Raw genomic sequence first — 704 nt, forward strand, 5'->3', positions numbered from 1 at the left:
ATTTCAGCTTCCATCAACTTTTGTTGATGATGGCTAAGATAGTTATAACGGAATGTGGTTTCAGCAGCATTAGCGCCGCTGTATGCGCCCTCGGCTTTACCGGTAAACACCGCACCCGCCACCCCCCCTAAGAATCGGGATAACTGAGCCTGACGTTCAGATTTAGCCTGCCAGTTTTGCGAGCCGATAAAGTTCTCGCCCATCACCGCACCGGCCAGCTCGGCGGCCAGTGCCCCTGCCGCCGCACCTTTCGCATCACCACCACCGATTTCAGCCGCGACGCCCGCCACGACTGCATGACTCAGCGCTTTACCCGCGCCCCCCAATACGCGACCATGGTCACCAATAAGGTTCGCCCCTTCGGCATGTAACTGACCGCCTATATTGGCTAACAGTGCCGTGGTCAGGTTATCTTTAAAACTGCCGCCGTTGATGCCGGTATTCAGACTGGAACTGATGAGAGATTGGCCAGCAACTCGCTGCGCAACCTTGCTCCAATCGCCGTTACTCAAACGCGGTAATTTAGCCGCGCTGACACCGTCGGCGGCGGTATCAAAGCCCATCAGAGAATCAAACCCGCTCAATGCGCCCCCCACCGCCATTGAAGTGACCAGGGATTTTACCGATTCTTTACTGCCCAAGGTGCTGAATGTTTTAGATAAATCGCCTTTATGTTCAACTAACGCCACCGCCGCCTGTGCGGC

The 704-nt window shown here is 55.4% G+C and carries 1 protein-coding gene; it reads right to left on the bottom strand.

The features are described from left to right. The coding region (locus FTA91_RS06065) for a DUF637 domain-containing protein (protein ID WP_186377346.1) at window positions 1-704 on the bottom strand (704 nt) is incomplete at both ends.

This window comes from Yersinia thracica (assembly GCF_902170565.1).
GTDB lineage: Bacteria > Pseudomonadota > Gammaproteobacteria > Enterobacterales > Enterobacteriaceae > Yersinia > Yersinia thracica.